We start from the raw sequence: 8,742 nt of genomic DNA, 5'->3' as shown, positions 1-8,742 counted from the left end.
CCATTCTCTTCAACGGATTGGTGTCCTAAAGGAACATCTATCACTAACTCCACCACATATCCATTGTATTTTGGGATAACACGAACTTGCTTCAGTTTACCTTCAGTAAACCCCAATTTCCAAATGTTTAATTGCAATTTTGTCTTTGGAAACTTTAAAAACTTTTCATTTTTAATGACACAATCTTGATTTGTATACAAGACTTCCTTTTCAGAAGAACGAATATACTTTGGAATTCTAGGTTTTCCAGTATATTTGTTGGGATTCTTTTTATAATTTTTTAAACTAGCAAAAAAAGACTTCCAATTTTGGAATACATTTTTCATGATTGATTGACTAGATTGCGTAGGCAAAGCACGATAATCCTTCTGAATCATCGCTTTAAATAATGCATCCAGAAAATGATAATCTACATAAGGTTTTTCTGTAGTTGGTTCTGAAAACAAATTACATTTCACTTCTTTTTGTTTTTCTTTTGGTTTTGTTTTCTCTTTTCCCAATTTCTTTTGATAGGCAAGAAGTTGTGCACCATTCATCTTCCCAATGTTTTTATCAATTGTATCCAAAACTTCTTTTTGTAAGGGTTGCAATTCCTTATCTTGTGTCAAACCTGTATACACTTGTCGTATATAAAAGTTTGTCGTGTTATACATGTTTTTAGCGTTTTGGCAAGATTCTTGAAAATAAGAATACATACGATGTCCTTTTTTAATCCAAATCTGAAGAGTTTTATAATTCATTTGATTTTCTGTTGTCATTTTTTCACCTCCTTGTTAAGGGTATTATACCAAAACAAGAACATATGTTTCCGTCATTTAGCTTGAAAATAATATATTTTTCCGATTCACCTCACCACCTTCACATATGTTTAGAGGTGGGAGTCCTCTTGAAAGATATGATAGAAGTTCTCTCAAATGTGCAGTACATCACATTTACATAATTATCTAGTGGACGCCTAAAACATTATGATACAATATTGGTATATATAACCATAAAAAAGAGGTCCTATGATTCTAACCGTACATACTTAACAAGTACAGCAATTCCTCTCTTACTCGCTATTTATTTCATTGCATTTAAATTCGCACGAAGCAATCTGATATATACCAAATAATTTTTCATAATTAGGGGGCTCGTTCATGGAACTTTATAAAAAACTCACAACGGTATTTATCCTTCTATTTGTCGCTTCCATCAGTGCTGGAATGGCGCTAAAGGATGCTGTTCCATATTCAGCAATTGGTGGCTGGGGATTTGCAACGCTATTTTTGCTATGCAGTGCTTTTTGTGCTGGAAAATCCCGCCAGAAGAAAGGATGATGACCAATGTTCCGGAAAAAGCCAATACTTTGTAAATCATGTGGTAAAGAGATTGAAACTTATGAAAAATCGTGGATTTATATGCCATTACCCGCAAGCGGGATGACAAATATAAAGAAATATATTGAGCTTGAGGGTGAAGTATATTGTGGTTCATGTGTCGAAGTAGTCAACTATCCACCACTTAAACGCTAACACGTTTTGAAGTGGGGGCTTATAAAAAGTCCTGGGTATGCATTACATACATTACAACGTTATTTACAATCTGCTAATAAAGAGAGCTTTATGCATTTTTACAAATAAAAAAGCTTTGCGCGAAGGCGCAAAGCTTTTTCTTCCTATATTATAGACCAGCTTGCTCTTTTAAAGTTGCTGCTTTGTCTGTACGTTCCCATGAAAGATCTACATCAGTACGTCCGAAGTGGCCGTAAGCTGCTGTTTGTTTGTAAATTGGGCGACGTAAGTCTAACATTTTGATGATACCAGCTGGGCGAAGATCGAAGTTATTACGAACTAATTCTACTAGTACTTCTTCAGATACTTTGCCAGTGCCGAATGTATCAACTGAAATTGATACCGGTTGTGCTACGCCGATTGCGTATGCAAGTTGTACTTCTGCTTTGTCAGCAAGACCAGCTGCTACGATGTTTTTCGCAACATAACGAGCTGCGTATGCTGCAGAACGGTCAACTTTTGTTGCATCCTTACCAGAGAATGCACCGCCGCCGTGACGAGCGTATCCACCGTAAGTATCAACGATAATTTTACGTCCTGTTAAACCAGCATCCCCTTGTGGTCCACCGATTACAAAGCGGCCAGTTGGGTTAATGAAGAATTTCGTTTCTTCATCCATTAATTCTGCTGGTACTACAGCTTTAATTACGTACTCTTTTAAGTCACGATCGATTTGTTCCCATGTAGCTTCTGGATGGTGCTGTGTAGAAATTACAATTGTATCGATGCGTACTGGCTTACCATTTTCATCATACTCAACTGTAACTTGCGTTTTACCGTCTGGACGTAAATATTCTAATGTTTCATCTTTACGAACTTCCGTTAAACGACGAGCTAATTTGTGAGCAAGTGAGATTGGAAGTGGCATTAATTCTTTTGTTTCATTACATGCGAAACCAAACATTAAACCTTGGTCTCCTGCACCAATTGCCTCAATCTCAGCGTCAGTCATTTGACCTTCACGTGCTTCTAACGCTTGGTCAACACCCATAGCGATGTCAGCAGATTGCTCATCGATAGATGTTAAAACTGCACAAGTTTCTGCATCGAATCCGTATTTTGCACGAGTATAACCGATACCTTGGATTGTCTCACGAACGATTTTTGGAATATCTACATAAGTAGAAGTCGTAATTTCCCCCGCTACCAATACTAAACCAGTTGTTACTGTTGTTTCACAAGCTACACGTGCGTTTGCGTCTTTTTCTAAGATCGCATCTAAAATTGAATCAGAAATTTGGTCACAAATTTTATCTGGATGTCCTTCAGTTACAGACTCAGATGTGAATAGATGACGTTGTTTTGTCATGTGGTAAACCTCCCTACAGTAATTGTATATATTGTACGGAACTCATCCTTAACTTGCCACAAACTGCGACATTCATATATTCCCACACAAGTATAAAGAAAAACCTTTCCTATTATATAGAGGAAAGGTTTAATTTGCTACTTGCATACTGCTTTTTGCCCTTCGCTCTTATCGTTCGAGACCTTTAGCCTCGCACAGGTTTTAGCACCTATTCACTTGTTTATTACCATTACAAGTGAGGTTGCTGGGCTTCATCGGGCCTGTCCCTCCGCCAGCTCGGGATAAGAGAGTATCCGTCCCAACCTATACTAAAGAAATGACATTCATTTGTCAATTAATATTCACATATTCCTACAAGTTTTTCGCAGTGTATATCGAGCAAAATATTAATAGGAAAATATTGCATTCGCACAAACAAAAATAAATAAATAGTATACATTATTTATATGATTGTGTTATACTCTTAGTGGGATTACGAGAAACATTTCATAAAATGAAAAGGATGGTATATAAATATGAGTACTGTGAATGTCCAAATTGGATTACATGAATTACTGAACGGAAGCAATGCACAGGTTCAACTAAGCGTTCCACAGTTAGTGGAAAAAGTATTAATGAGAAACGAAGGAAAATTAACTTCTACTGGCGCTGTTTCTGCTTCAACAGGTAAATATACAGGACGTTCTCCTAAAGACAAATTTATTGTGAAAGAAGCATCGGTTGCAGACAAAATTGCTTGGGGATCTGTAAACCAACCGATTTCTGAAGAACATTTTAATAAATTATATACAAAAGTGTTAGAATACTTAAAAGAAAAAGATGAACTATTCGTATTTAAAGGATTCGCTGGTGCTGACCGTAACTATCGTCTTCCAATTCAAGTTGTTAACGAATATGCATGGCACAATTTATTCGTACATCAATTATTTATTCGTCCGACTGAAGAAGAAGAAAAAAATCATGAAGCACAGTTTACAATTGTTTCTGCACCAAACTTTAAAGCAGATCCAGCAATTGACGGCACAAACTCTGAAGCATTTATTATGGTTTCATTTGAAAAACGTATCGTACTAATCGGTGGTACAGAATACGCTGGAGAAATGAAAAAATCTATCTTCTCCATCATGAACTTCTTACTTCCAGAACAAGATATCTTTTCTATGCACTGCTCTGCAAACGTAGGTGAAGAAGGTGACGTAGCCTTATTCTTCGGTTTATCTGGAACAGGTAAAACAACATTATCAGCTGATCCACAACGTAAATTAATTGGTGATGATGAGCACGGCTGGTCTGATAATGGTGTATTCAATATTGAAGGCGGTTGCTACGCAAAATGTATTAACCTTTCTCACGAAAAAGAGCCACAAATCTTTGATGCAATTAAGTTTGGATCAGTATTAGAAAACGTTGTAGTTGACAACCAAACACGCGTTGCAGATTATAATGATACAGCATTAACGGAAAATACACGTGCTGCATACCCAATCCATGCGATTGACAATATCGTATTACCAAGTGTTGCAGGACATCCAAATACAATTATTTTCTTAACTGCTGATGCATCTGGCGTATTGCCTCCAATCAGTAAGTTAACGAAAGAACAAGCTATGTACCACTTCTTAAGCGGTTACACTAGTAAACTAGCAGGAACTGAGCGCGGTGTTACATCTCCGCAAGCTACATTCTCAACTTGCTTCGGTTCACCATTCTTACCGCTTGATGCATCTCGCTATGCGGAAATGCTTGGTGAAAAAATCGAGAAACACGATGCAAAAGTATTCTTAGTAAACACTGGCTGGACTGGTGGCGAATACGGCGTTGGAAAACGTATGAACTTAGGTTACACTCGCGCAATGGTGCAAGCTGCACTAAATGGTGAACTTGATAAAGTGGAAACAGCAAAACATGACATTTTCGGTCTTGAAGTTCCACTTCATGTACCTGGTGTACCTGATGAAGTACTAATGCCTGAACAAACATGGGCTGATAAATCTGCTTACAAAGCAAAAGCACTTGAACTTGCTGGCAAATTCAAAGAAAACTTCAAGAAGTTCAATAGCGTTTCTGAAAGCATTATCAACCTTGGCGGTCCAATCGCTTAATTTACCTTTTACTGTATGAATGACCCTTTACTCATATGAATAAGTATGTTGTAACCTAAAAGGCATGCGTACTCACCGACAAAACCCAATGCGGCTTTGCAGGTTACACATACTTACAATAAAAAGAGGCTTACGATTTTGTCGTAAGCCTCTTTCTTTATATCCACTTGGATTTTTCAACATATAAATCGCAGCTTTGGAAATAAAAACAAATTCCCCACTCTCTTTCTCCTTTTGTTTTCACATGGCATGGGGCGGAAAAAGGCACTAACCGCCTCTATCCATCGCCGGACGCTCTTTTCCACCCAAAAAGAAAGGTTTTATGTCGTTATCTATTTCTTCTCATCTTTCATGCTGTAATACCCTAAATTTATTACGATTAAGAAATAACCACCCATAATACCAACAGCAAATGCCCACATGACCATATGGTGTTCGATCTCATACATAATAATTGCACCAAGTATTGCTGCCGCAAATCGATTAATCATACCGAGCGTTGGTGCCTTCGTTTTTTTTACAACACTATCTCCAAGCTTTTCAATGCGTCTTCCTAAAATCCAAACGCAATACATACTAACAATGAGTCCAATTCCCATACCTAAAAAGTGAGCAGAAAAAGGTGTTATTGCCCACCCTAATAACATTATGCCTAATAAATAATACATTTGGATTTTAAACGCCCTTAGTGACATATTAATCATGCTGTACTCCTTTTATCATCTTATTTACATATCATCAGATCTCGTCTGTTACATTCAAAGAAAAAAACAATATAAACACTATCTCTATGTTATTAAAATATTTTTCGGAAATAACATTATACAAGATTTATAATGTCAGTTCAGGATATTTTGTGACGTTTTTGCAAACATTTTTTCATCCATTTACGAAAAAGTTGATATCAATCTATGAACATATGGATATGATGTAGTAAGTACACAAATAAAGGGGGCGACTAATGGTTTATTTTTTAATGGCTCTCATTCATTTCATTATCCCTGCACTTATTGGGCTCTCATTATATTGGTACACCAAAAATCATAGTATCTTCTATGCTGTCCTCGGTGTCCTTCTTCCTGGTATCATTCTCATTGCACTGTTTCGCATACCTTTTCTCAACTTAATCCCACTTATTACCGCTATTTTATTTCTTATATTTTTACCAAAAATAAAAAAATAGGAAAGCAGATCATGAATGATCTACTTTCCTATTTTGATATATGTTCTGATACGGCAGGCCGTGCTTCTAATTTTTCCGACTTCACAAACCATAAACCGAGAAAAATAATCCCCCCGCCAATCACTTGCTGCAATGAAATATGTTCCTTCGCCCATACTGCTGCAAATAAAACCGCCACAAGCGGTGTAATATACATATACACCATCGTATGAGATGCACCAATTTTTTGAACTCCGATATACCACATAACTAAACCGAATACCGTTACAAAGAAAATAGAATATAATAGCGCAAACCATGTCATTCCTTGTTCAATCTGAAACGGTAACGAAAAAATATGCCACCCGCTCAATATGACAAGCGGGATCGCTCCAACAACCGCTGACCACGCCGTCACACGAAGTGCTGAATATTTTTTAATAAGCGGCCCTGCTAGTACTGGATATAGCCCCCAGCACATCGATGTAATGAGTCCAACTCCATTTCCATAAAAAGACCCCGCAAGTGAATGCCCTGCTAATAAAACAAGAGCTGCGCCAGTGCAAGCTATAATAGAGCCAACTAACTTTCGAGAAGAAAATTTCTCTTGTTTAAGTAAAATTGCAAACATTGTGGTAAAAATAGGTGAAATGGAAATAAGTAACGAAGCGTTTGTTGCAGATGTATATTTAACAGTTTCCATAAATAAAGTTTGATACAAGGCAATGCCAACAATACTGACAATAACAAGCCTTGGTATATCTCTTCCCTCCATGTACAGTGACTTTTCAATATAAAATGTAAGTACTAATAATAGCGGTGCCGCTGCTATCATACGAAGTGCCGTAAACTCAAGTGCTGTAAATTCTTCCAGCCCATATTTCGCAATTGTATAATTAACACCCCAAATAATCACAACACTTAAAAGTAATAATTCAATCCCCCATCTTCTCATACGCACATCCCTCCGCAAAGAGAATTATACAGAAAATTCAATCTAATGTACATTTTATTAGCCGAAGAATGTTATAAGAAAAAGGAGCGCACAATTCGCCCCTTCTTAATTCGTTATACTCGAATATGAAGTTTCATGTTTGGATTATAAAATTGACTCGGGCTTTTCAGCTGAAAATGTCCCCCTGATTCGTGCAAATCAACAATTAACTTATCATCCATAAACACAAGCTTCGTGCGATCTGCAATAAACTGTAATTTATTAGATTCAATGTCCACATCACGGTCATCTTTCTCTGATACAGCTACTAAATCGATAATTCCACTCATCACACAGCCGCATCCTTCATTATCATAAAATAACTTTATATAATTCGCTTCACTTGGAATCGTATCCATAATCCTTTTATATGCTGCATCTGTTACAGTAACGTACATATTGTGTTCCTCCCTATTTCTACACGTAATTTTTATATTGTATCATTCTTTTCATACATTTTACCTGTTTATTATATATAGAAAATTAAGACTAATATATACTATCTGTGATGAAGGAGGATTTATTATGCCAACTTTAAAAGAAGTACAACATGCACTAGATCATTTATTTCAAATCAAAAAATACGGAAAAGATAGTGCCTTCAGTCGCTTTATTAGCGGATCCTTTTTCATTCTCTTAATAGTTGATTGTTTGAAAAAACTCGCAGTATGAAAAAGAAATAACTTAATTTACAAAACCAATTTTACCAAAACTTTACTTCTTATAACTTTATATCTTGTTATTTGGATGTAATATTGTTACAATAATATCAAGATATATGTATACCTACATACAAAAATGAGGATTGTAATTGCAAGGTTTGAATTTTCATTTTCTCTAATGATTCATATGCAGCTTACCTTCGGCGTCGCATGCCACTATCTTTGTAAGCGTATACTTCAAACTGCTTACTTCTGTTACTTCTTGCGTTCTAATGACTTGACCATTTTGTAGTAAGTCTACTTTGACCTTTTTCAGACGGTTTGTCGCATTATCGTCTTTCCATGTCTTTGTTCCTTCTACTACTGTTATCTAGGACACTTTTGTATTTGTAATGTATATATATATCTTGTCGCGTAAAAATATTCATCTCCCACCAATTTGTTGGTTCTATAATTCCTTACACAAATTGATGTGGGAGACTTCTAATAAAAAACATGCCAAGCGCTTTTCAGCACCTGGCATGTTTTTTTTACTTAATGACTACAATACTAGCATCGTAGTACTATAAATGATCTAATTTTTTATTAACCTCGTTGACGACGGAATAAGATTCCCCCAAAGACTAACAACAACACACCTACAAACATTGAAATAAGTTCCGTTGGTGTTCCTCCTGTTTTAGGAAGTAATGCTGTCTTCTTATCATTTCCTTTAGTAGGTGGAACTTTTGAAGCGTTATTTGTATTTGTATCTTTGTTTGTAACTTTGTTGGTATTTTTATTTGTCTCTGTATTTGTGTTTGTACCTGGATTTGTCTCTGTGCTTGTGTTTGTACCCGGGTCTGTCTCTGTGCTTGTGTTTGTACCTGGATTTATCTCTGTGTTTGTATTTGTACCTGGGTCTGTACCTGTTCCCGTCTCTGTACCGGTGTTTGGATCCTTGTTTGGATCCTTGCCTGG

At 36.4% G+C, this 8,742-nt stretch carries 11 protein-coding genes, 1 pseudogene and 1 riboswitch; of the genes and pseudogenes, 5 read left to right on the top strand and 7 right to left on the bottom strand.

What is annotated here, in order from left to right; genetic code table 11:
* A pseudogene (locus tag COO03_RS23330) lies at positions 1 to 758 on the bottom strand (RNA-guided endonuclease InsQ/TnpB family protein); the annotation flags it as partial.
* A gap of 381 nt (positions 759 to 1,139) precedes the next feature.
* Here COO03_RS23330 and COO03_RS23325 point away from each other — a divergent pair.
* Both COO03_RS23325 and COO03_RS23320 read left to right on the top strand, forming a co-directional pair.
* Positions 1,140 to 1,319, top strand: coding sequence for a hypothetical protein (locus COO03_RS23325; protein ID WP_097899393.1), 180 nt, complete (start codon positions 1,140 to 1,142; stop codon positions 1,317 to 1,319).
* 6 nt (positions 1,320 to 1,325) lie between these two features.
* The gene (locus COO03_RS23320; protein ID WP_097899392.1) at positions 1,326 to 1,514 is read left to right on the top strand and encodes a hypothetical protein; all 189 of its coding nucleotides are present in this window, start codon (positions 1,326 to 1,328) and stop codon (positions 1,512 to 1,514) included.
* 148 nt (positions 1,515 to 1,662) lie between these two features.
* Here the strand turns inward: COO03_RS23320 and metK are convergent, their stop codons facing one another.
* Positions 1,663 to 2,862, bottom strand: coding sequence for a methionine adenosyltransferase (metK, locus tag COO03_RS23315; RefSeq protein WP_097899391.1), 1,200 nt, complete (start codon positions 2,860 to 2,862; stop codon positions 1,663 to 1,665).
* Positions 2,863 to 3,027: 165 nt separating this feature from the next.
* Positions 3,028 to 3,150: riboswitch (SAM riboswitch) on the bottom strand.
* Between the two features lie 227 nt (positions 3,151 to 3,377).
* On the opposite strand from metK, the gene pckA reads away from it, so the two are divergent.
* A complete protein-coding gene (gene pckA / locus COO03_RS23310; protein ID WP_097899390.1) occupies positions 3,378 to 4,964 on the top strand; it encodes a phosphoenolpyruvate carboxykinase (ATP) in 1,587 nt (528 codons plus the stop codon).
* A 332-nt stretch (positions 4,965 to 5,296) separates the two neighbouring features.
* On the opposite strand, the gene COO03_RS23305 is transcribed toward pckA, so the two are convergent.
* Positions 5,297 to 5,668, bottom strand: coding sequence for an ATP synthase subunit I (locus COO03_RS23305; RefSeq protein WP_097899389.1), 372 nt, complete (start codon positions 5,666 to 5,668; stop codon positions 5,297 to 5,299).
* A gap of 257 nt (positions 5,669 to 5,925) precedes the next feature.
* Between COO03_RS23305 and COO03_RS23300 the strand changes: the two genes are divergently transcribed.
* Positions 5,926 to 6,147: a hypothetical protein gene (locus COO03_RS23300; RefSeq protein WP_097899388.1), complete on the top strand. Its 222-nt coding sequence runs from the start codon at positions 5,926 to 5,928 to the stop codon at positions 6,145 to 6,147.
* 28 nt (positions 6,148 to 6,175) lie between these two features.
* On the opposite strand, the gene COO03_RS23295 is transcribed toward COO03_RS23300, so the two are convergent.
* Together COO03_RS23295 and COO03_RS23290 are read right to left on the bottom strand one after the other, a co-directional pair.
* Complete coding sequence (locus tag COO03_RS23295) at positions 6,176 to 7,081, bottom strand: DMT family transporter (RefSeq protein ID WP_097899387.1); 906 nt, start codon at positions 7,079 to 7,081, stop codon at positions 6,176 to 6,178.
* A gap of 113 nt (positions 7,082 to 7,194) precedes the next feature.
* Positions 7,195 to 7,518, bottom strand: coding sequence for an iron-sulfur cluster biosynthesis family protein (locus tag COO03_RS23290; protein ID WP_097899386.1), 324 nt, complete (start codon positions 7,516 to 7,518; stop codon positions 7,195 to 7,197).
* Positions 7,519 to 7,645: 127 nt separating this feature from the next.
* Here COO03_RS23290 and COO03_RS27230 point away from each other — a divergent pair, with 127 nt between their 5' ends.
* Entirely contained in the window at positions 7,646 to 7,792 is a 147-nt protein-coding gene (locus COO03_RS27230; protein ID WP_154724646.1) for a hypothetical protein, read from the top strand.
* Positions 7,793 to 7,957: 165 nt separating this feature from the next.
* Here COO03_RS27230 and COO03_RS23285 read toward each other — a convergent pair whose 3' ends face one another.
* Both COO03_RS23285 and COO03_RS23280 read right to left on the bottom strand, forming a co-directional pair.
* Positions 7,958 to 8,152, bottom strand: coding sequence for a Cna B-type domain-containing protein (locus tag COO03_RS23285; RefSeq protein WP_097963282.1), 195 nt, complete (start codon positions 8,150 to 8,152; stop codon positions 7,958 to 7,960).
* Between the two features lie 215 nt (positions 8,153 to 8,367).
* The coding region (locus COO03_RS23280; RefSeq protein ID WP_257132053.1) for an LPXTG cell wall anchor domain-containing protein at positions 8,368 to 8,742 on the bottom strand (375 nt) is incomplete at its 5' end.

Source organism: Bacillus sp. AFS098217, from assembly GCF_002551815.1.
GTDB lineage: Bacteria > Bacillota > Bacilli > Bacillales > Bacillaceae_G > Bacillus_A.
Note: the sequence above shows the minus strand (reverse complement) of the source record. Positions and strands in the feature narration are given on the sequence as shown.